The sequence below is a fragment of the Aeromonas aquatilis genome (assembly GCF_054052405.1).
Window position 1 is genome coordinate 24,764 of the sequence record NZ_JBSTYP010000028.1, and the last position, 22,049, is coordinate 46,812.

General features: G+C 59.1%; 19 protein-coding genes and 1 tRNA gene. 19 read left to right on the plus strand and 1 reads right to left on the minus strand.

Annotated elements, in window-relative coordinates:
* Positions 1–2 precede the first annotated feature (2 nt).
* The 4 genes from ACW5W8_RS12775 (at position 3) to kup (ending at position 4,400) form a co-directional block, all read left to right on the plus strand.
* The gene (locus ACW5W8_RS12775) at positions 3–500 is read left to right on the plus strand and encodes a GNAT family N-acetyltransferase (protein WP_498628200.1); all 498 of its coding nucleotides are present in this window, start codon (positions 3–5) and stop codon (positions 498–500) included.
* A 3-nt stretch (positions 501–503) separates the two neighbouring features.
* Positions 504–926 carry a GNAT family N-acetyltransferase gene (locus tag ACW5W8_RS12780; RefSeq protein ID WP_498628201.1) on the plus strand — a complete coding sequence of 141 codons (423 nt, stop codon included), beginning with the start codon at positions 504–506 and terminating at the stop codon, positions 924–926.
* Between the two features lie 157 nt (positions 927–1,083).
* The gene (locus tag ACW5W8_RS12785) at positions 1,084–1,998 is read left to right on the plus strand and encodes a hypothetical protein (RefSeq protein ID WP_498628202.1); all 915 of its coding nucleotides are present in this window, start codon (positions 1,084–1,086) and stop codon (positions 1,996–1,998) included.
* A gap of 533 nt (positions 1,999–2,531) precedes the next feature.
* Positions 2,532–4,400: a low affinity potassium transporter Kup gene (gene kup, locus ACW5W8_RS12790; RefSeq protein WP_498628203.1), complete on the plus strand. Its 1,869-nt coding sequence runs from the start codon at positions 2,532–2,534 to the stop codon at positions 4,398–4,400.
* Positions 4,401–4,699: 299 nt separating this feature from the next.
* Here kup and fliB read toward each other — a convergent pair whose 3' ends face one another.
* Positions 4,700–5,872 (minus strand): flagellin lysine-N-methylase, encoded by a 1,173-nt coding sequence (gene fliB / locus ACW5W8_RS12795; protein WP_498628204.1) that lies wholly within the window; start codon positions 5,870–5,872, stop codon positions 4,700–4,702.
* A 93-nt stretch (positions 5,873–5,965) separates the two neighbouring features.
* Here fliB and ACW5W8_RS12800 point away from each other — a divergent pair, with 93 nt between their 5' ends.
* The 15 genes from ACW5W8_RS12800 to hypD all read left to right on the plus strand — a co-directional run bounded on the left by ACW5W8_RS12800 (position 5,966) and on the right by hypD (position 22,025).
* Positions 5,966–6,142 carry an ATP-binding protein gene (locus tag ACW5W8_RS12800; protein WP_498628205.1) on the plus strand — a complete coding sequence of 59 codons (177 nt, stop codon included), beginning with the start codon at positions 5,966–5,968 and terminating at the stop codon, positions 6,140–6,142.
* A gap of 488 nt (positions 6,143–6,630) precedes the next feature.
* Complete coding sequence (locus tag ACW5W8_RS12805; protein ID WP_498628206.1) at positions 6,631–7,296, plus strand: 4Fe-4S dicluster domain-containing protein; 666 nt, start codon at positions 6,631–6,633, stop codon at positions 7,294–7,296.
* Entirely contained in the window at positions 7,296–9,179 is a 1,884-nt protein-coding gene (gene hyfB, locus ACW5W8_RS12810; protein WP_498628207.1) for a hydrogenase 4 subunit B, read from the plus strand. Before ACW5W8_RS12805 ends, hyfB begins: the two co-directional genes overlap by 1 nt.
* 1 nt (position 9,180) lies before the next feature.
* Positions 9,181–10,134 carry a respiratory chain complex I subunit 1 family protein gene (locus ACW5W8_RS12815; protein WP_498628208.1) on the plus strand — a complete coding sequence of 318 codons (954 nt, stop codon included), beginning with the start codon at positions 9,181–9,183 and terminating at the stop codon, positions 10,132–10,134.
* Between the two features lie 80 nt (positions 10,135–10,214).
* Positions 10,215–11,933, plus strand: coding sequence for a hydrogenase large subunit (locus tag ACW5W8_RS12820; protein WP_498628209.1), 1,719 nt, complete (start codon positions 10,215–10,217; stop codon positions 11,931–11,933).
* Positions 11,934–11,942: 9 nt separating this feature from the next.
* The gene (locus ACW5W8_RS12825) at positions 11,943–12,533 is read left to right on the plus strand and encodes a formate hydrogenlyase complex iron-sulfur subunit (protein ID WP_408843831.1); all 591 of its coding nucleotides are present in this window, start codon (positions 11,943–11,945) and stop codon (positions 12,531–12,533) included.
* Positions 12,533–13,348: an NADH-quinone oxidoreductase subunit B family protein gene (locus ACW5W8_RS12830; RefSeq protein WP_005301886.1), complete on the plus strand. Its 816-nt coding sequence runs from the start codon at positions 12,533–12,535 to the stop codon at positions 13,346–13,348. The genes ACW5W8_RS12825 and ACW5W8_RS12830 overlap by 1 nt, the downstream gene beginning before the upstream one ends.
* Positions 13,341–13,754, plus strand: coding sequence for a formate hydrogenlyase maturation HycH family protein (locus ACW5W8_RS12835; RefSeq protein ID WP_005351509.1), 414 nt, complete (start codon positions 13,341–13,343; stop codon positions 13,752–13,754). Before ACW5W8_RS12830 ends, ACW5W8_RS12835 begins: the two co-directional genes overlap by 8 nt.
* Complete coding sequence (gene hycI / locus ACW5W8_RS12840) at positions 13,754–14,245, plus strand: hydrogenase maturation peptidase HycI (protein WP_498628210.1); 492 nt, start codon at positions 13,754–13,756, stop codon at positions 14,243–14,245. The genes ACW5W8_RS12835 and hycI overlap by 1 nt, the downstream gene beginning before the upstream one ends.
* A gap of 212 nt (positions 14,246–14,457) precedes the next feature.
* Positions 14,458–14,549 (plus strand) — tRNA-Sec (locus ACW5W8_RS12845).
* A 314-nt stretch (positions 14,550–14,863) separates the two neighbouring features.
* A complete protein-coding gene (selA, locus tag ACW5W8_RS12850) occupies positions 14,864–16,333 on the plus strand; it encodes an L-seryl-tRNA(Sec) selenium transferase (RefSeq protein ID WP_498628211.1) in 1,470 nt (489 codons plus the stop codon).
* 4 nt (positions 16,334–16,337) lie between these two features.
* Complete coding sequence (selB, locus tag ACW5W8_RS12855) at positions 16,338–18,221, plus strand: selenocysteine-specific translation elongation factor (RefSeq protein WP_498628212.1); 1,884 nt, start codon at positions 16,338–16,340, stop codon at positions 18,219–18,221.
* Positions 18,218–20,656 carry a carbamoyltransferase HypF gene (gene hypF / locus ACW5W8_RS12860; protein WP_498628213.1) on the plus strand — a complete coding sequence of 813 codons (2,439 nt, stop codon included), beginning with the start codon at positions 18,218–18,220 and terminating at the stop codon, positions 20,654–20,656. Before selB ends, hypF begins: the two co-directional genes overlap by 4 nt.
* A 5-nt stretch (positions 20,657–20,661) precedes the next feature.
* Complete coding sequence (locus ACW5W8_RS12865; protein ID WP_043819819.1) at positions 20,662–20,913, plus strand: HypC/HybG/HupF family hydrogenase formation chaperone; 252 nt, start codon at positions 20,662–20,664, stop codon at positions 20,911–20,913.
* Positions 20,907–22,025 carry a hydrogenase formation protein HypD gene (gene hypD / locus ACW5W8_RS12870; protein ID WP_498628214.1) on the plus strand — a complete coding sequence of 373 codons (1,119 nt, stop codon included), beginning with the start codon at positions 20,907–20,909 and terminating at the stop codon, positions 22,023–22,025. The genes ACW5W8_RS12865 and hypD overlap by 7 nt, the downstream gene beginning before the upstream one ends.
* The last annotated feature ends 24 nt before the right edge of the window (positions 22,026–22,049 follow it).

Genomic DNA, 22,049 nt, shown 5'->3' on the forward strand with positions numbered 1-22,049 from the left:
AAATGGAATTGGTCAAAGCTTCAAAAAATGAACATTGGGAAATAGCTTCCAATTTACTCACTCAGACAGTCGCGAGATGCAACAAGAATGGAGTTCCATTGTGGACATATGAGCAAGTCAATATATTCTCACTGAAAAAATCATACTCTTTCGAAAGCCTCTATCTCTTACAACATGATCGTGATTTTGTAGGTTGTGTATTTATTAGTTTCGATTACGATGTTTTTTGGAAAGATTTTTCCACTCCAGGCAGCTTATTTTTTCACAAATTAGCAATAGGTGATGCACATAACTCAAAAGGATTGGGCACATTAGCCCTTGCTGAAATATTATCACTTGGGAAACATCTGGGATGTACTTGCTTAAGGTGTGATTGCCACGGAGACAGAGTACGTTTAAGAAATTTCTATGAGCAGTTTGGTTTTGAGTTCATTGATAGGCAAGAAATGTTTGGCTTCGATGTTGCTCGCTATCAAATGCCAATAAATTACCAAGGTTAAGTTATGAACATTGAAATTTACAGCGAGTCTCAGGAAGAAATATTCTCCGTACTTGTTAATAATCTCAGACAATTCAACTTTAAGAATATGGGTGAGGAGCGATCCCAACCATTAATGGTGATTATTCGTAATGATAACGACGAGATTGTGGGTGGCATTGCCGGACGAACCATTTATCATCAATTTTTGATCGAGGTGCTTTGGGTACACGATGACAAGCGAGGACAGGGGCTTGGCATTAAATTAATGGTGATTGCTGAACGCGAGGCACAAAAACGGGGATGTATCGCTGCTCAAGTCGATACTCTGTCATTTCAGGCACCCAAATTTTATGAAAAAATGGGATTTAAAATCGTCGGTAAAGTGAGCGGCGTTAAAGATAGTCCTGACCGCTACTTTTTATTGAAGCACTATCATGGAGAGTAGTAATTACTGTAGGGTGCAATAAGCGCAGCGCATTGCACCTCTTGCATATTTAATTATACGGTGCAATTCACTTCGTTCATTACACCCTACGGTTGTTGTGTTTGCGGGTGATGCGTTGCCAGCCCCTTAAGGAAAACGCTAAATTCATGGAGGATTAATGACATCTCGGGAACTACTTGAGCAAGCAGTACATAGCAGTGCTGTTATTCATCAGCCACATGCATTAAAAGCCTATGCATCAGCTCAATTTCTTGCGAAGCACCTTGGACAACCGGAAGCCTTGTGGCAACAAACCGCCAAATTGATTGCCAAGGATGGGTTGCTGGTTTCAACGGTACTTACCGATAGTGTGCAGCCTGTCGCTTTCTCCGATGTGCGCAGACATCGTATTCTGGCGCGTGGTATCTATCCCGCTGCCTATCAGGCTGTTTCACAGTGGCATGCTGAATACGGCTTTCACGATATTTTTGAATTCTATATCGATAAGGCGGCTAGAAAACCTGAGTATTTATCCCATAATGTTACCATTTTTCTTGCGCTCAATGAGATATACAACATCCTTCCTCCCGAGTGGGTGCCTGCATTTTTAAATCGTGTCACGGAGTTTGTCACCGCTACCTTTCCTAATGAAGAAAATAGAGAACGCGGTGAGGTGATCACAACCGGACAGCCGGTAACATTAGAGGATGTATTGCACTTCTGTTTGCAGCAGCCCGGCTTTTTTGGCCATAACCTGATCACTTTGGCCTGGATAGTTCGCTGCAAAACCTCGTTATCTGATGCTCAATATAATACCATGCTGGGCAACCTCAATTTACAAGCCGTCAGTCCCCTTGAAGACCCTGATGATGAACTGGATTTAAATTTGTGGAACTCGTGCGCCACCCATCATGATCCCGGTGGTTTTATTGAACAAATACGAGCGTTGGTTTTTGATAGCTGCTTTAATCTGCATCAAATTACCTTGGCTGACGCCATCTGCTTCTTGCAGCAAAAATACCCTGAGCATACAACCGAATTAATAAAGGTAGCCAAGTATCACACCATAAAATGTGCTGAAATGAGTTCGTAAAAATAACACTGTAGGGTGCAATAAGCGCAGCGCATTGCACCTCTTGCCTCTTTTAATACTTGGTGCAATTCACTTCGTTCATTGCACCCTACGTTTTCCCCTACCAAATAAAGACTCCATCGCTACCCAACGCCCTCCCCTTTGCCATCCTGCCAGCAATTAATTAGTCACTATTTTATCGTCTATTTTTCACTCACTTCGGTAAAAAATAGTGGCCAAACCACTTCCCCAGATAAAACAAACGGTTGCCCGCAGAGCGCATGAATATTTCAATCAACGGCCAATTAATAACCTTACTCAAAAGGACGTTTTGATTATTTATACCTGAGCATGAACCCGCAGAGTGTGTGTCATTATAAGCTTAACGACAGATGAACAGACTGTGTTCCATGACAAGCAGATCACTATTCCGTTAGCGCCCTTTCCCATCGCAATCCATTAATTCTCTCCCGATTAAATATCACGACTCTCTTGGTAGGTCGGGCAGCTGTGCGTTGGCAAACGTGTAAACATCAAACTGACAAGATGAACTCATGAACTGTGATAAACAACAAGCCATGTCCGGCGTCATGCTGGCGGCGATTGGCGTAGTCTATGGCGATATCGGCACCAGCCCGCTCTATACCTTGCGCGAGTGCCTGTCAGGTCAATTCGGGTTCGGCGTCGAGCCGGCCTCCATTCTCGGCTTTCTCTCGCTGATCTTCTGGCTGCTGATCCTGGTGGTGTCGGTCAAGTACCTCTCCTTTGTGATGCGGGCCGACAACGCAGGTGAGGGTGGCATTCTCACCCTGATGTCGCTGGCAACCCGCAACGCCTCCACCCGCTGGACGCCGCTGCTGATCATCCTCGGCCTGATTGGCGGCAGCTTCTTCTATGGCGAGGTGGTGATCACCCCGGCGATGTCGGTGATGTCGGCCATCGAGGGTCTGAGCATTCTCACCCCCGCCCTCGACCCCTATATCGTCACCCTCTCGGTGCTGGTGCTGACCCTGCTGTTTGCCATCCAGAAACATGGCACCGCCATGGTGGGCAGGCTGTTTGCCCCCATCATGCTGATCTGGTTTATGACGCTGGCGGTGCTGGGGCTGCGCGGCATCATCCACAACCCGGAGGTGCTGGGCTCGCTCAACCCCATCTGGGCGGTGCGCTTCTTTATCCAGTACCAGACCACCTCTTTCTTTGCCCTCGGCGCCGTGGTGCTGGCCATCACCGGGGTGGAGGCGCTCTACGCGGATATGGGCCACTTTGGCAAGAATCCAATTCGCCTCGCCTGGTTTATCGTGGTGCTGCCCTCCCTGGTGCTCAACTACTTCGGTCAGGGTGCGCTGCTGCTAAGCAATCCGGCGGCCATTACCAACCCCTTCTTCCTGCTCGCACCGAAATGGGCGCTGGTGCCGCTGCTGCTCTTGGCAACCATGGCGACGGTGATCGCCTCGCAGGCGGTGATCTCCGGGGTCTTTTCGCTGACCCGGCAGGCGGTGCGCCTCGGTTATCTCTCCCCTATTCGCATCGTTCACACCTCAGAGCTGGAGTCCGGCCAGATCTATATTCCGGTCATCAACTGGATGCTCTATCTCTCGGTGGTGATCGTCATCATGAGCTTCGAGCACTCCAGCAATCTGGCGGCGGCCTACGGCATCGCGGTGACCGGCACCATGGTGCTCACCTCCATCCTCTCCTGCTCGGTGGCCAAGAACAGCTGGCACTGGAACAAGTATCTGGTGGCCATCCTGTTTGCCGCGCTGCTCTGTATCGACGTTCCGCTGTTTGCCGCCAACCTCGCCAAGATCTTCTCCGGCGGCTGGCTGCCGCTCACTCTGGGCGCGGTGATGTTCACCGTGATGACCAGCTGGAAGAGCGAGCGTTTCCAGCTTATTCGTCGCCTCAACGAGCACGGCAACTCCCTTGAGCCGATGATTGCCTCGCTGGAAAAGTCCCCGCCGACCCGGGTGGCTGGCACTGCCGTCTATATGTCTCGGGTGGTCAATGTGATCCCCCATGCGCTGCTGCACAACCTCAAGCACAACAAGGTGCTGCACGAGCGGATCATCCTGCTCACCCTGCGGGTGGAAGAGGTGCCCTACGTCCACAATGTGCGCCGGGTCTGCATCGAGCAGCTCTCCCCCACCTTCTGGCGGGTGGTGGCCAGCTACGGCTGGCGCGAGACCCCCAACGTGGAGGAGATCTTCCACCGCTGCAACGCCGAGGGTCTCAGCTGCCGGATGATGGAGACCTCGTTCTTTATGGCCCACGAGTCGCTCATCATGAAAGACCGCCCCTGGTATCTCTATCTGCGCGGCAAGCTCTTTATGCTGCTGCAGCGCAACGCCCTGCGGGCGCCGGATCAGTTCGAGATCCCGCCCAACCGGGTTATCGAACTGGGATCGCAGGTGGATATCTGATGGCGGGTTGATGGCCTCTTGATGGCATAGAAAACGTCAGCAAATAGAGAGGGAGGCATTGGCCTCCCTCTCTTGTTTCCGTTAACCCCGATTACCGCCCCCTCATCCCCAGCCCTTCTCCCGCAAGGGGAGAAGGGAACAAACCACCACGACTATATGCTGCAAACGGTGCAATTCACTTCGTTCTTTGCACCCTGCTCCCCGCATGCTGCCGATATATTTCCGTTCTCGTGCGTCCGATTACGCTTCGCTAATCGACGTTTTAAAACAGCGAGAATCTACACCCACCTGCGCACTATTTAGGAAAGATTCAGCAGCGCATAGAGCGTGATATCTGAGCTAAACCCCGTCTCGAGTAATCCGGTGGCCAACTCCTGTTCGAAGCTGAGGTTGTGCTGGCGGCGAGCGTGATAGCTATAGACCAGTTTGATTACTTTCTCTTCGGTTAGCTCTCCTTGATGCGCCAGCAGACAGAAGTAACTGCGTAGCAAAAACTGATCTGCGACCAGCAGACGATAGGCAGTCTCCATCGATTTCGAACTGTGATAGGGAAAATTGAAGTGGTAGATCTGGTAGAGCAAGTAGTTATCCAGCAGTTGGGGACGCTCGGCCAGAAAGGGGGCGACCTGTTCTCGCCACAGGCGCGGGAAGAAGGCCATCTTCTCTTGGTCATATTCACCATCGAGCAACTTGTAGAGCGTGTCCAGGCACTCTTCAATCATTGCCCTTCCCCTGTGGTTGGTATCGTTGGACTGCAGCAGCAGATGGGTCAGGGTTCTCAGAGCCCACCATTGCACATGGGGCAGTGAGGGAAGGGTGTCGTACATGGCCTGCAGTTGCCCTTTCTCCAGCAGTACAACCAGCTCATCGAGAAACTGCTCGTAAGAAGAGTTACCCTCGTCGTGGTGGATCAACATCCCTATCATCCACAGCCGCATCTCCAGGGAGAGTTCCTGGGTCATTGCAATCTGATAGCTGAGTTGATTGAGCCGCTGAGCCGCATCCGGCACTGCCTGGGAGAGGGAGGCGACCGTCTGCTCCTGGGTTTCGATCAGCATGGCATCAGGATCGAAGAGCAGCTGACGGCAGGCTTCGGGGCAAGAGAGGGTGAGACTCTCTTTTTGTTGATTGAGAAAGGTGACCGTGCTGCGCGGGTACGTCGAGCAGGTATTGCTTAGTGCCAATTCGCCAAGGCTGCGATGAATGGAGCACAACTTGTCGCTGTCGAGAAAAGGGCATACTCCTTGTTCATCGAGCTTCACCCGCCCCCAGTCATCATTACTGCTTTTGGTTTTTTGAAGGCATCCACGGGCCGTGGCGCGGATCCGCTCATCATCGCTAAACCAGTAGAGCCGAAAGGTGGGCTTGTCTATCTGTATCGACCATCCCTGACAGCAATGCTCTTCGCACGCCGGGCCGATACAGTGGAAAGTGCTGCGAAAACGGGGGACAAAGCGAGTCAACATTGGCATGGGGCTTCCTTTTCTTTCCGAGTATTACCCTGTAGCGCAGGGTGAAACAGAGAGCTGCTTTTGGTCAAGATAAATATAGGAATGCATGAATCCATGCAAACGTTCGCTTTTGTGGATTTGCTCTGTCTGTGTGAATCCGGTTGTCTACCCACTCGTTGGGGCGACCTCCAGGAACAGAAGCGCAATCTGCAGCCGATCGGTGGAACCGGGGCGGGTAAAACCCACTTGGCCATCCCCCTGGGACGCAATGCAGTGCGTCGGGGCAAGTGAGTGCGTTGCTGCGATGTGGTGGATCTGGTCAACCAACTGGAGAAAGAGAAGGCTGCTGGCAAAGCCAGGCAGCTTGCCAACCGGCTGGTTGTAGTGGTCAAGTAATACTGGCCACGGTTTTATAAGCAGCCCAGTACTGCCGCTCAGATTCATTGGGGGTTACTCCACCGTTGTAGTGATGAGGGCGAGTCTGGCTGTATCTGGCCGTATCTGGCTGTATATAGAGCTTGTAAATAATTCTGTGTAACTGCCCACTCCAAGCCTACCCATACCACATTTTCGGGGGTGACGAGCCCTCCCGGCGGCGGCGTCACAAGTGACGAACATCACACTTCGACACCGTTCCGCCTTTTCGTCATGGCGCAATTCAAAATTTAAATCCCTTTAAAAACAAAGAACTGAAGCAAATTTTACGCTGATGGTTATTCTGGCCCGTATCTTGCCAACATGCCCCTACTTTCTCCGTTCGCGACACGACAAGGTAGGCTATGAACCGCTTCGTTATCGCTGACCCCAAGCTTTGTATCGGCTGTGGCACCTGTATGGCGGCCTGCAGTGAAGTACACAAGGCGCAAGGTTTGCAGCAAGCCCCCCGTTTAACCGTTATGCGACACGAGCAGGCAACCATGCCGGTTCAGTGCCGTCACTGTGACGATGCCCCCTGCATCAAGGTGTGCCCGGTCGAGGCAATTCGCCAGACCGGCGATTGCGTGCAACTCAATGAGTCGCTCTGCATCGGCTGCAATCTCTGCGCCGTGGCCTGCCCCTTTGGCGCCATCCAGAGCGGCGGCAGCCGTCCGGTGGCCATGGCCAACAGCTACGACACCTATATCCCCTGCTCCATCCGCTCCAGCAACCCCTCTACCTCCGCAGGCCTGCGCTGCTTTGGCGAGGATCTGCTGAGCTGGGAGCCGGGCGTGCGCAGCATCGCGGTCAAGTGTGACCTGTGCGAGTTTCGCGCCGAAGGCCCCGCCTGTGTCGGAGCCTGCCCCTCCCAGGCACTGAAGCTGGTCAATGACGGCGACACCGAACGCGCCGCCCGTATCCGTCGCCAGCAAGCGGCCGACACCAACCCGCAAGGGGCCTCCGCCTTTTCGGCACCCGCCACGGCGCTCCCTGCATTCGATTTATCCACCACAGAGGGAGCCCGCTGATGTTGTCCCCCCTTGTAATGGCTACGCTCCTGCTCTTTTTGCTGGGCGCTGCCGCCGGTTTGCTCCTGCAAAAGCTGCCCGCACTGGCCAACCGCCTCAACAGTGGCTTTGCCCTGTTGGGGTCGCTCTCGGGTCTGGTCGCCGCCATCCAGACCTTTGCTCATGGCGCACCCGTCGATGGCCAACTCTGGCTGCTGGGTTCGGTTCACCTCGACATGCTCTCCGCGCTGATGCTGCTGGTGATTAGCACCGTCGGGGTCGCCGTCGCCCTCTACTCCTTTGCCTATATCCGCGAATATCAGGGCAAGGGGGATGTGGCCATCGGCGCGCTGATGAACCTCTTCCTGTTCGCCATGGTGGGCATGGTGCTGGCCGACAACGCTCTCGGTTTCTTGCTCTGCTACGAGCTGGTAACCCTCACCACCTACTGGCTGGTCAAGACCAACCCGGAAGCCGCCAAACAGAGCCGTCTCTACTTGGTGATGAACCATATCGGCATGGCGCTGGTGCTGGTCGCCTTCTGGCTGCTCTGCCGCGAATCCGGCTCGCTGGAGTTCGCCGCGCTGCGCGAGCACCATCTGGCGGGCGCCCTGGCATCCCTGGTGTTCCTGCTCAGCTTCTGCGGCTTTGGCCTGCGCGCCGGTTTCGTGCCGCTGCACGGCTGGCTGCCGGTGGCCGAGCCCGTTGCTCCCTCCCATATCTCGGCGCTGATGTCCGGTGTGATGGTGAAGCTGGGTCTCTTTGGCATCTTGCGAGTCAGCATCGATTTTCTCGGCGCCAGCCAGCTCTGGTGGGGCTATGTGGTGCTGATCTTCGGTGCCTGCTCGGCGGTGCTAGGGGTGCTGTTTGCGCTGGCCGAGCATGACCTCAAGCGGCTGCTCGCCTACCACACGGTGGAGAACATCGGCATCATCCTGATGGGGATGGGCATCGGCATGATCGGCATCGCCAATCAGCAACCGGCGCTGGTGGTGCTGGGGCTGCTCGGTGCCCTCTATCACCTGCTCAACCACGCCATCTTCAAGAGCCTGCTCTTTATGGGCACCGGCTCGGTGATGTTCCGCCTGCACACCCGCGACATGGACAAGATGGGTGGCCTCGCCAAGCTGATGCCCTGGACTGCGCTGGCGTTCCTCATCGGTGCCATGGCCATCTCGGCGCTGCCGCCGCTCAACGGCTTTGTCAGCGAGTGGTTTATCTACCAGTCGCTCCTTTCCATGACCAAACTCGGCACCTCTGTGGTCGCGCCGCTCGCGGTAGTGATGCTGGCGGTGACCGGCGCCATGGCGGTGATGTGTTTCGTCAAGGTGTTCGGCATCTGCTTCTGCGGCGCCCCGCGCAGCGAGAAGGCGAGCCACGCCCGCGAAGTGCCGGGCGCCATGGTGGCAGGCACCCTGCTGCTGGCCGCGGTCTGTCTGGTGCTGGGTCTGGGCGCCCCCTGGATTGCCCCCCATATCGCCAGCTATGGCCAAGCCTTGGTTGTCAGCCAGATGAGTGTCGCCACTGGCGCCACCCTGCTGCCACTCGACAGCTCACAAGCGATCCTCTCCCCGCCCGTTATAGCCATCACCTTGCTGGGGCTGTTCCTCAGCCCGCTGCTGGTACTGGCCATCTTCAAGGGGCCCAAGCTCGGTCGTCGTCACGCCGGCACCCCGTGGGCCTGTGGTTACGCCTATGAGGAGCGCATGAGCCTCACCTCCGGCGGTGTCACCCACACCTTGCGCCAACTCTGCGCGCCGCTCTATCGCAAGCAGCCCCAGCTCGATCTGGCCAGCGCCCTGCACGGGGTGAGCGATACCCCCGGCAACACCGGCTGGCCGCTGCTCTCTTTAATAAATGGCATTGTGCTGATGCTCTTTATCCTGATGGCTGTAGGAGTCTGATATGCCTGTTCTTGAAATGCCGAGCTGGGGCATGGTTGCCCTCGCCCTGACCCAGGCCATCGCCATGCTGGCGCTGGCACCGCTCGCCACCGGTTTCAACCGGGTGCTGCGGGCCAAGATGCACTCCCGTCAGGGGCCGGGCCTGCTGCAGGATTACCGGGATATCGCCAAGCTCCTGCGCCGTCAGGAGGTGACCCCCGAGCCTGCCGGCATCATCTTCAACCTGATGCCTGCGTTGCTGATCGCCGCCTTGCTGCTGGTCGCGATGGCGCTGCCGACCCTGACTCACGAGTCTCCCTTCCCCATCGCCGGGGATCTCATCACCGACATCTATCTGTTTGCCATCTTCCGCTTCTTCTTCTCCCTCTCGGGGCTCGACAGCGGCAGCATGTTTGCAGGGATCGGCGCCCGCCGCGAACTGACCCTCGGCATTCTGGTGGAGCCCATTCTGGTGCTCGCCTGCTTCATCATGGCGATGATGGTGGGCAGCTCGGATCTGGGCAATATCAGCAGTTATGTGGCGACCCAGCCGCTGGCCGCGCCCATCGCCACCCTGCTGGCTGGCGCCGCCTGTGCCTTCGCGGTGTTTGTCGAGATGGGCAAGCTGCCCTTTGACTGCGCCGAAGCCGAGCAGGAGCTGCAAGAGGGGCCGCTCACCGAGTATTCCGGTGCGGGCCTGGCCCTGCTCAAGCTCTCCATCGGCCTCAAGCAACTGGTGGTGGTGCAGCTCTTCCTGGTGATTTTCCTGCCCTTTGGCAAGGCGGCCAACTGGAGTCTGCCCGCGCTCATCGGCGCGACGCTGATCCTCGCCTGCAAGCTGCTGGTGGCCTTTTTGCTGGCTGGCATCATCGAAAACGCCATGGCCCGTACCCAGTTCGTGCGCACCCACAAGCTCACCCGCTACGGGTTGGGGCTTGCCCTGCTGGCGCTGCTCGCCTATCTGGTCGGGGTCTGAGCCATGCCCGCCAGCACAGCAACTTTTTCCGATTTCATCATTTGTGAATGCTCATTCCCGAACATTAAAGTGAGAACTGCATGACCATCGCCATTTCGGATCGCATCGGCTGCGACTACATCCAACAGGTGCGAGCACAACTGCCCCACGCCATCGTCGACGAGGAGTGGCAAACCGCCGATCAGGCCACCATTACCGTCAAGCCCACCAGTCTGGTCGAAACCGCCAGCCTGATCTTCCACCAGCTGGGGGGCTGGCTTCCGCTCTCCTTTGCCAATGACGAGCGCAGCCTCAACGGCCACTTCGCCGTCTACCACGTCTTCTCCATGGAGGGCGACACCAAGTGCTGGATCACCGTCAAGGTGCTGGTGGATGCCGATACCCAGGAGTACCCCTCCATCACCCCGACCATTCCGGCGGCGGTGTGGGGCGAGCGGGAGATCCGCGACATGTACGGCCTGCGCGCCATCGGTCTGCCGGATGAACGCCGTCTGGTGCTGCCGGATGACTGGCCGGAGGATATCCATCCGCTACGCAAGGACGCCATGGATTACCGCCAGCGCCCGATGCCCACCACCGACACCGAGACCTACCCCTTCGTCAACGAGCTCGGCAGTGATGCCAACCGCATCGTGCCGGTCGGCCCGCTGCACATCACCTCGGACGAACCGGGCCACTTTCGCCTGTTCGTCGATGGGGAAGACATCATCGATGCCGACTACCGCCTCTTTTATGTCCATCGCGGCATGGAGAAGCTGGCGGAAACCCGGATGGGCTACAACGAAGTGGCCTTCCTGACCGACCGGGTCTGCGGCATCTGCGGCTTTACCCACAGCGTCGCCTACACCACCTCGGTGGAGAACGCCATGGGTATTCCGGTACCGGAGCGGGCCAAGATGATCCGCGCCGTGCTGCTGGAAGTGGAGCGCCTGCACAGCCATATCCTCAACATCGGCCTGTCGAGCCACTTCACCGGTTTCGACACCGGCTTCATGCAGTTCTTCCGGGTGCGGGAGAAATCCATGACCCTGGCCGAGCTGCTGACCGGTGCCCGCAAGACCTACGGCCTCAACCTGATTGGCGGGGTACGCCGCGACATCTTCAAGGAAGATCGCATCAAGGGTGCCCAGCTGGTGCGGGAACTGCGTGATGAGCTCAAACCCCTGATGGCCATGCTGCTGGATACCGCCAACATCTCTTCCCGTCTCATCGGTATCGGCAAGCTCGACCCGCAAATTGCCCGCGATTTCAGTTGCGTCGGCCCCATGGTGCGGGCGAGCGGCTTCAAGCGCGACGTGCGCCGGGTCCACGACTTTGCCGGCTACCGCGAGCTGCCGATGGAGATCCAGACCAAGGCGGGTTGCGACGTGCAATCCCGGGTACTGGTACGCATCCACGAGCTCTACGACTCCCTCGACATGATTGAGTTTGGTCTCGAGCACCTGCCGGAAGGGCCACTGCTCACCGAAGGCTTCACCTACCAGCCGGGCAAGTTTGCGCTGGGCTTTACCGAAGCGCCCCGCGGCGAGAACGTCCACTGGAGCATGACGGGAGATAACCAGAAGCTGTTCCGCTGGCGCTGCCGCGCCGCCACCTACGCCAACTGGCCCGCCCTGCGCTACATGCTGCGCGGCAATACCGTGGCGGATGCGCCGCTCATCATCGGCAGTCTGGATCCCTGCTACTCCTGTACGGACCGGGTCACCCTGGTCGACCCCAAGAAGGGCAAATCCACCGTGGTCTCCTACAAGGAGATCGAGCGCTACGGCATCGATCGCAAGCACTCTCCGCTGAAATAAGGGGTCATCATGATCAAGCTGTTCAAGACCATCCTCAAGGCTGGCACCCCGACCGCCAAGTACCCCTTCGCCCCTTACGAGGTGAACCGGGATTTTCGCGGCAAACCGAAATATCAGGCGGATCAGTGCATCGCCTGCGCCGCCTGCACCAAGGCCTGCCCGGCCAATGCGCTGGTGATGGAAGTGGACATGGAGACCGGCGAGCGCCGCTGGGAGATCTCCATGGCGCGCTGCATCTTCTGCGGCCGCTGCGAGGAGGTCTGCCCGACCCGCGCCATCGCGCTCTCACCCGAGTTCGAGCTGGCGGTGACCAACAAGGCGGACCTCTATGAGGAGGCCCGCTTCGCGCTGGCCCCCTGCACCCTGTGCGGCACCTACTTTGCCCCGAGCAAGCTGGTGGCGCTGGTGGAAGACACCCTCAAGCAGGCGGGCACGCCGCTGGCTCGCGATGCCAAGCCGCTAGCGCCGCCAGAGCGACTGCACCACTGCCCCGACTGCAAACGAAAACAGAGCATGCTGAGCCAGCCTGACTCGGCCCTGATCACACCGATAGCCACACCGATGGCCGCACCGATGACCACACAACAGGAGTGGATGTGATGAGCAAGATCAAAGGCATAGAACCGGTTGTCGGCCATGCCCATACCCGCGCCGTGCCGCTGGCACAGGATCCCGAGATCACCAAACTCAAGAAGACCCTGCTCAAGGACATTCGCCGCTCGGCCTATGTCTACCGGGTCGATTGCGGCGGCTGCAACGCCTGCGAGATCGAAATCTTCGCCACCATCACCCCGCTGTTTGATGCCGAGCGTTTCGGCATCAAGGTGGTCGCCTCTCCCCGCCACGCCGACATCCTGCTCTTTACCGGCGCGGTGACCCGGGCGATGCGGGTGCCGGCCCTGCGCGCCTACGAGGCGGCGCCCGATCCCAAGATCTGCATCGCCTACGGCGCCTGCGGCTGTGACGGCGGCATCTTCCACGACCTCTACTGCGTCTGGGGCGGCACCGACAAGATCGTGCCGGTGGATGTCTATATCCCGGGCTGCCCTCCGACACCGGCGGCCACCATCTACGGCTTTGCCGTGGCGCTCGGCCTGCTTGAGCAGAAACTCAAAGCCACCAGCCACGAGGTGCAACCGGGTGAGCGGGTCGAACTGCGCCACACCGGCATCCCCAATGAAATCCGGGTGATGATCGAGCGCGAAGCGCGCCGCATGGCCGGTTACCGGCAGGGGCGGATCATCGCCGACGAGTTTATGGCCCTGCTCGAAGGGGCGACCCAGCAGGATGTGGATCTGCGCATCCAGAGCTACCTCGATCAGCACGACGATCCGCGTCTGGCGGAGATCGTCAACAACCTCGCAAATGCCTGCCTCAACCGGGCGGCCGGCAAGGGAGAGGCGGTACATGGCTGACGAGGTTTTTTTCTATCGCCTCTCGCGCAAGTTCGTCGACGAGCAGTTCGACGTGCCGGAAGAGGCCAGGGAGGTGATGTACTACAGCCTCGCCATCGGCCATCACCTTGGCATCGTCGATTGCCTGCGAGCAGACCTGGTCTGCTCGCTGACCGGTTATCGCGACTGGGTAGCCAAGCTGCCAGAGGGGAGCGAAGCGCGCCGCAAGATGGAGGGGTTTCTCACCTTTGGCGAGATCACCATCTATCGCGAGCACTGCCATATGCTGGCCTGCGCCTTCGACCGACTGCGCAAAGCCGACAATCTGCTCGATGAGCAGGAGCTGGGCTGGACCAATACCTTTATGGATCAGCTCACCGCCCTCTTTAACGACCCCCATATGTACCTGATGGTAAGGAGCCGCTGATGGGCTGCAATCTCGTGTTGACCGTGGGCAATGCCATGATGGGGGACGACGGTGCCGGCCCCTATCTTGCCGACAAACTGCAAGCCGCCCCCCTGCCCGGTTGGATCCATATCGACGGCGGCATCGCGCCGGAAAATGTGGTCTACAAGGTGCGGGAGCTGCAACCGGAGCGGGTGGTGCTGGTGGATGCCGCCGAGATCGGCGAGAAGGCGGGAACCCTGCAGGTGATCCCCCCCGAGACCATCGCCGAGATGTTTATCTTCTCGACCCACAATATGCCGCTCAATTTCCTGATCGACGAGCTCAAGACCTTTGTCCCCGAGGTGATCTTTGTCGGGGTACAACCGGCCATCGTGGCGTTCTCCTTCCCGATGACCGAGATGGTGAGCGAGGCGATGGATTATCTTTATCAGCATCTTGATGCCGCCAAGGATACCGACTTGTTAATAGAGAAACTGGAGCGGTGGAATATTGCCAACGCCAACCTGTGATTATTTAGCGAGTTGTTAACGACCGTTATTGACCGACGGTTCCGGCAATGTGATCGAGGCCCGATGTTAAATTAAAAACATCGGGCTAATTGTGCTGAACTTGATATAAAACAAGGTTCTTTTATTTTTTCAAAAAATCGCTAACTCTCGATTTTTTATGACAAAAAAGCGTTGCCAGTCACAGAAACTTGCCACAAAATGGCGACCGTTACGGAAGTTGATGGGGTCTGGTGGCCTCCTCGGTCTTCAAAACCGATGTGAGCCGAGAAGGCTTTGGCAGGTTCGATTCCTGCCTCTTCCGCCAAATTTATCTATTGAACAAATACTCTCTCGCTGATTTTTTCAGCCAGGATGTTATTTCCATTGTTTGTTAAATACGTTTGAAGTAATACCTTAAAAAAGGTGCTTACCGCTTGCCAATATAATCCGAAGTCAGGTTATCTCGCTGGCCAAAAATTAATTTATCAGCATCGATGCAGCATTAATTTATACCCGCTCATTGATGCACCCAGTTTGCAGTCATCCGCAAATCGCCAGCAGTACCATAACCCGTCAGCTCGGTCTCTCTATCGACAAACCGGTGCACATCCCGAACCCACGCACTGCACTGGTAATCCCATGCCGAACTCGTCTCACGCGCCAGCAATCCCCCACCGCCAGCCCGCATCAGGTACGGCTGCCGACGATTCACTGCCAGATTCACTGCAACAGCCCAGCCAGCAACCAACGCGCCGTCTGCCCCAAGTGGAACAGCTGCTGCAGCAACCCTTTCTCGCCGGGTTTATCGAGGCGCTGAGCCGCCCGCTGGTGACCCAGGCGGTGCGCGATACCCTGAGCGAGCTACGCCAGAGCGAAGATTTTCGCCAGCATGGCGTCGCCCCCGAGCAGATCGAGGCGCTGATTGCCAAACGCTGCCAACAGCAGTTGCGCCAGCGCCAGACCCGGGTGATCAACGCCACCGGCACCCTGGTGCACACCAATCTGGGGCGCTCACCATTAAGTCACGAGCTGTGGGACGAGGTGCGTGACCTCAACACCGGCTACAACAATCTGGAGCTGGATCTTGCCACCGGCAAGCGCGGCGGGCGCAAGGGGCTGATCGCTCCCCTGCTCCGTTGCCTCACCCAGGCCGAAGATTCACTGGTGGTCAACAACAACGCCGCCTCCCTCTTCTTGCTGCTGCAAGAGGTGGCCAAGGGGCGTGAGGTGATCGTCTCGCGCGGTGAGCAGATCCAGATTGGCGGCGGCTTTCGCATCCCCGATATTCTGGCCCTCTCCGGCGCCAAACTGGTGGAGGTGGGCACCACCAATATCACTACCGCCAAGGATTACCTCGATGCCATCACCGATCAGACCGCGCTGGTGCTAATGGTGCACAAATCCAATTTCGCCATTCGCGGCTTTACCGAATCCCCCGATATCGGCGAGGTGGCCCGCGCCCTGCCCGAACACGTGGTGCTGGCGGTGGATCAGGGCTCTGGCTTGACCACCGAGGAGTTTGCGCCGAACGAAACCTCGGTGCGCCAATACATCAAGGCGGGGGCAGATCTGGTCTGCTACTCCGGCGACAAGCTGCTGGGGGGCCCGCAATCGGGCATCATCAGCGGCCGCAGCGATCTCATCAAGCGGCTGGAAAAACACCCCATGATGCGCACCTTCCGCCCGAGCCGCATCGTCTACTCCCTGCTGGAACGGCTGCTCATCCACAAGCTCAACAAATCCTCCATCGGCGAGGGCATCGCCCAACGCACCTTAAGCAACCCGGCTGCCATGCAGGCGAGAGTCGATCAGCTGATGGCCGCCCTGCCCGGCTGCTTTGTGCCGGTCCCCGCCCAGCTGGTGGTCGGTGGCGGCACCTTGCCGGACGAGTTCTACCCGGCCCCTGCGCTGGAATGCACCGACCCGCGCCCGGCCCAGCAGCTGCTCGATGATTTGCGCGAACTGCCGGTGCCGGTGATTGCCACCGTGCGCCAGCAGAAGGTGCTGCTCAATATGGCCACCCTGCTGCCGACCGAGATGGATCTGTTGATCGCCCAGCTTGACGAGCTGCTGCTACCTGCCTCGATCAATGCAACAGAGGAGTCCTGATCCCATGACCCCCTATCGCGCCGTTATCGGTCTTGCCGGCCACGTGGATCACGGTAAGACCTTGCTGATCAAAACCCTCACCGGCATCACCACAGCCCGCACCCATGAGCAGGCCATCGGCATGACCCAAGATCTCGGCTTTGCCCACTTCGACGACGGTCAGGGCAACACCATAGGCGTCATCGACGTGCCCGGCCACGAGCGCTATATCCGCAACATGGTGGCGGGGCTCTGGAGTCTGGATCTGGTGCTGCTGGTGATTGCCGCCGACGAGGGGTGGATGCCGATGACCGGCGATCACCTGCGCCTGCTCAAGGCGATGGGGGTACCGCGTCTGCTGGTCTGCATCAACAAGTGCGATCTGGTCAGCCCCGACGAGCTTTTGCTGTTGGAAGAGAGCCTGCTGGAGCGGGTGATGGATGAGAGCGGCATGGTGCCCGACATCCTCAGCGTCAGCGCCAAGACCGGTGAGAATATGGCCGCCCTGCACGCCGCCATCGTGCACCAGCTTGCCGATCTGCCAGCCTCACAAGCGGCTCGCGAACAGTGCGCCCCACGACTGTATGTCGACAGAGTCTTTACCGCCAATGGCACCGGTACCGTGCTCACCGGCACATTGCAACAGGGCTGCCTCAAGGTGGGGGACAAGCTGCGCCTCTACCCCGCCGATCGGGAAGTGCAGGTGCGCTCCCTGCAGGCCTATCACCAGAGCGTCGAGGAGATCGGCGCCGTCTGCCGGGTAGCGGTGGGCCTTAAAAAAGTGCCTCACAAGGAGGTGGCCCGCGGCCACTGCCTTACCAGCACTGTCGGCCAGTGCGAGGCGGCAACCCACCTTATAGTACGCCTCAACGCCGAGAGCCTGAGTAGCAAGACACTGCGCACGCAGGAGGTCGAGGTGGCCCTCGGCAGCTGGCATGGCCGGGCTCGTTTCGTCCCCATCAAGGATACCCGACTGGCGCGGCTGATCTTTACCAGCCCCATCCCCTGCTTCTTTGGCCAGCCGCTCGCCATCATTCGCCACGGCAGCAGCGAACTGCTGCACGGCGCCCGCATCGTCTGGTGCGGCGACATCCATCCCGCCAGACGCAAGGCGCTGCACACCCTGCTGGGCGAGTTGCCTGATGACTTGGAGCACTACAACCCGGCCACCCTGCAGCTGGGGCTCAATGGCTATGTGCTGGCCAGCCGCTTTGACCAGCGGCCCGAGCAGGTCTGCCCTCTCGGTGACTGGCTGCTGGACAACCACTGGCTGGCCCAAAGCCGCGATCAACTGCTCACCACCCTGGCCAGCGAACCGCTCAGTGCCGCCGAGCTGGCAACCCGCTTTGGCATCGCCCTGCCGGTCACTCAGGCCCTGCTCCAGCAGCTCAAGAGCGAGCAGCTAATTCGCTTGCACCATGACAAGTGGCAACCGGGCAGCGGCGAGTCGGAAGACGATCTGGGAGAAGAGGCGCAGCTGGTACTCAAGGTGGTGCGAGATCAAGGCAAGGAGGGTTACGAGCCCGGTAAACTGGGCCCCGGCGGCGTGGAGCTGGATCCCTTTATCACCCGCAAGCTGCCCGCGGCCCTGCAGCAGGGCTTGCAGCAAAAAGGCGCGTTGCAAAAGCAGCTGCGCAATCTGGCACGACTCAAGTATCTGGTGCAGCTCGATGGCCCCATCTACTACGACGCCGCCCTTTACAACCAGATGGTTGCCGCCGTGCTGGCGGGCCAGCAGGTGGGAGATCTGATCGACATGGCATCCCTCAAGGAGATCACCGGTTTGTCGCGCAAATACGCCATTCCATTCTGCCTGCGCATGGAGATGGATGGCTGGGTACGGCGCGAGGAGAACGAGCGCCGGGTGCTGCGCTTGCCGCAGACTCAAGATGATATGGAGCCGGCATGAGCGCCACCATCGCCCCCTCTGGCTCTGCCAATCCTGTGACCAACCGGCTGCGCCGCGAATTTCATATCGACGGCATCGTACAGGGGGTGGGCTTTCGCCCCTTCGTCTATGGGCTGGCGCTGCGCCACGGCCTTATCGGCTATGTGTTGAACGATGCCAACGGCGTCACCATCGGCGCCGAAGGATCGCCTGATCAGCTCGCCACCTTTGCCCGCGAACTACGGGAACTTGCGCCGCCACTGAGCCGTATCGATCACTTCAACGAGCGGGAACTGCCCCTCGCTGATGATCCCGACTTCGATGGCCAATTTCATGGCCAGTTTCGAATTAAAGCGAGCCAGCAGCAGAGCGCGGCCACAGTCGCCATCTCGCCGGATCAGGGGATGTGCGAGGCGTGCGCCCGGGATGTGGCTAATCCGGCGGATCGCCACCATCACTACCCCTTTACCAACTGCACCCACTGCGGCCCGCGCTACACCATCATCCGCCGCCTCCCCTACGACCGCCCCCATACCGCCATGGCGAGCTTTGCCATGTGCCCGCGCTGTGCGGCGGCCTATGAAAACCCGCTGGATAGACGCTACCACGCCCAGCCGGTGAGCTGCCCCGAGTGCGGGCCCCATCTCAGCTGGCGAAATGGCCGTGGCGATGCACTGGCCGAGCGCGAGGATGCCCTGCGGGCCGCTGCAAGCGCCCTGCAGGCGGGAGCGCTGATTGCGGTCAAGGGGATGGGGGGTTATCACCTGATGTGTGATGCCCGCAATGAACAGAGTGTTGCCAGATTACGAATGCTCAAACGGCGCGCGCGCAAACCGCTGGCGGTGATGATGGGCTCCCTTGCCGAGGCCAAATTGCATGTCACCGGCAGCGAAGACGAGTGGAAGCTGCTCGCCTCTCAGGCCAGACCCATCACCTTGCTGCGCAAACGCAAAAACGATGATCGGCCGTCAGAATCCAAACTGACAACCGCGCCGCTGGCCGAGGGGATCGCCCCCGGCATCCCCTACCTTGGCGTCATGCTCCCCTATACCCCGCTCCATCAGCTGTTGCTGGATGCCTGCGCCATGCCGCTGGTGGCCACCAGCGCCAATGGTCGTGGCAGCCCAATCCTTATCGAGTGCGAGGCGGTGGTCAGGGAACTCGGCAGCGAGATTGACGGCATCCTGGATCACAACCGCCCCATCCTGCACCCGTGCGACGACAGTCTGCTGCAGTGGGCAGGCGGGCGACGCCAGACGTTGCGGCTGGCCCGGGGCTATGCCCCCTGCACTCCCAGCCTGCAAGAGGCGGTCAGGGTGCCGCTGTTGGCGGTCGGGGCGCAGCAGAAGAACCAGCTGGCGCTCGCCTTCGGCCGCCAGCGCATCTACAGCCCCTATATCGGCGATCTGCACAGCCTGCCGATGCAGGAGCACTTCGAGCAGACCCTGGCGACCTTTCGCGATCTCTACGCTCTCAAGCCGGAGCTGCTGGTCTCGGATCGCCACCCCGGCTACCTCAGCCATCAGTGGGCCAAAAGCTATTGCCGCGATCAGAATGCCACCCATCTCGAGGTGCAGCACCATCACGCCCACCTGCTGGCAGTAATGGCCGAGCACGACATCACGGGCCCGGTGCTGGGGGTTGCCTTCGATGGCACCGGCCTTGGCGATGACGGCACCCTCTGGGGTGGCGAGCTGCTGATCGCAGACATTCAGGGCTTTACGCGCGTTGCCCACCTCACCCCCTTCAAGCTGATCGGCGGCGAAGCGGCGATCAGCGAACCGGTACGCCAGCTGCTGGGACTGCTGTTTGAATCGCACACTCCTGAGGAGATCAGCGCCCTCGATATTCCGTTGATCAACAATCAGTCCCTTGAGCGGATCAGCAACCTGCACCAGCTCTGGCGCCTTGGCCGCAACGCCCCTTACACCAGCTCCATCGGTCGGCTGTTCGATGCGGTGGCGGCGCTGTTGGGGGTGATCGATACCCCCGATTACGAAGGCGAGGCCGGACTCCTGCTGGAGGCAGCTGCCTTGCAGTTGGCCCCCGATGAACAGCCCTTCCCCCTCGCCTTTGATCTCAGCCAATCAACAGAGGGGCCACTGCAGATCCAGTGGGCCGAGCTGATCCATACCCTTGTCAGCGAGCAGCGCCAAGGCACCTCCACCGCCAGCCTGGCCGCCGGTTTTATCCGCGCCATCAGCAATCTGGTCATCGCCCTGGCCGAGCGCTTCCCCGGCTATCCGGTGGCGCTCGGGGGCGGCGTCTTTCAAAACCGGGTGCTGATGGACCAGCTGGTGCCCGCTCTCGAAGCGGCCGGCCGGCAGGTATTGACCAGCGAAACCCTGCCACTCAATGACGGTGGCATCGCCGCCGGTCAGCTCTGGTTTGCCATCCACCATCTTGCCACGCACCAGCCTGCCACAGCAGGTTGTGCCACCTTGTCGGAGTCCTGAAATCCATGTGTCTATCCATCCCCTCTCAGGTGGTGCAACTGCACCCCGAAGATAACTGCGTCACCGTCGATACCCTGGGGGTGCAGCGGCGCGTCAGCTGCATGCTGCTCGAAGAGCCTCTCAACATTGGCGACTATGTGCTGCTCCATATCGGCTTTGTGATGAGCAAGATTGACGAAGAGGAGGCGCAGGCCAGCCTCGAGAGCTTCCGCCAGATGGTGGCCCTGATGCCCAAACAGGATATTTTGCCATGCTGACCTTGAATGACCTGTTTCAGGGCTTTCGTCAGCCCGACGTCATCCGCGCCCTCGCAACCCAGATCACCGAACTGGCCAAAGATCTGCCCGAACCGCTGCGGGTGATGGAGGTGTGCGGCGGCCATACCCACACCATCATGAAGTACGGCCTGCACCAACTGCTGCCGGCCAGCATCGAGTTTGTCCACGGCCCCGGCTGCCCGGTCTGCATCATGCCCAAAGAGCGCATCGATCAGGCCATCGAGCTGGCTAGCCAGCCCAGCGTCATTCTGGTCACCCTAGGGGACATGATCCGGGTGCCGGGCTCCAAGGGCACGCTGGCCCAGCAGCGCGCCAAGGGGAGCGATATCCGCCCGGTCTATGACCCCCTCGATGCCCTGCGCATCGCCAAAGAGAACCCAGAAAAAACCGTGGTCTTCTTCGCCATCGGTTTCGAGACCTCCACCCCGATGACGGCGGCACTACTGGCTGCCGCTGAAGCGGAGGGGGTAGAGAACCTGCTGTTTCATATCAACCATGTGCTGGTGCCCCCCGCCATTCATGCGGTGATGGCCGACGGGGTGGCCAAGGTGAACGCCTTTATCGGCCCCTCTCACGTCAGCGTCATCACCGGTGCCGATATCTACCTGCCCATCGTCGATCGTTATCAGGTGCCCGTGGTGGTGAGCGGTTTCGAGCCGGTGGATGTGATGGAGGCGCTCTTGATGATGGTGCGCCAGAAGGTGGAGGGTCGCTACGCGCTGGAGGTGCAGTACAGCCGCGCCGTCACCGCCAGTGGCAATAAAGCCGCCCAGCGGCTAGTCGAGCGCTTTTTCGAGACCCGCGAGCACTTTCGCTGGCGAGGTCTCGGGGATATCAACGCCTCCGCCCTGCGCCTGCGCGATGCCTTTGCCAAGCGCGATGCGGAGCGTCACTTCGCGCTCAATCAGACCCCCATCGATGACCACAAGGCGTGCCAGTGCGCCGATATCCTGCGTGGCTTGGCCAAACCGAACCAGTGCAAAGTTTTTGGCCGGGGCTGCACCCCGACCCAGCCCATGGGCAGCTGCATGGTCAGCTCCGAAGGGGCCTGCAATGCCTACTACCGATATATGGGGATCCAGGAACAATGAGAGAAATCCAGTTAAGCCACGGTG